General features: G+C 34.0%; 1 pseudogene. It reads right to left on the reverse strand.

The window, feature by feature from the left end:
• Positions 1–203: pseudogene (locus KHD59_RS02490) on the reverse strand (group II intron reverse transcriptase/maturase); the annotation flags it as partial.

Here is a 203-nt window from a genome sequence, read left to right on the forward strand (position 1 = left end):
CCAATGATAAAGTCATCAGCATAACGGCTATATTCAACTCTTGGTTTTAGATTTAGGTTGATGTGTCTGTCAATCTCCAGTTTATGGTATTGGCGTGTTTTTTCATGCCTTCCAATATTCTGGGTTATTCTTCTTAATTGGTATTCCTAATTTAATCAGTTTCTCCATTTTCAAGTCGATGTAATGTAAATATACATTCGCCA

Source organism: Sesame phyllody phytoplasma, from assembly GCF_018390775.2.
GTDB lineage: Bacteria > Bacillota_I > Bacilli_A > Acholeplasmatales > Acholeplasmataceae > Phytoplasma > Phytoplasma australasiaticum.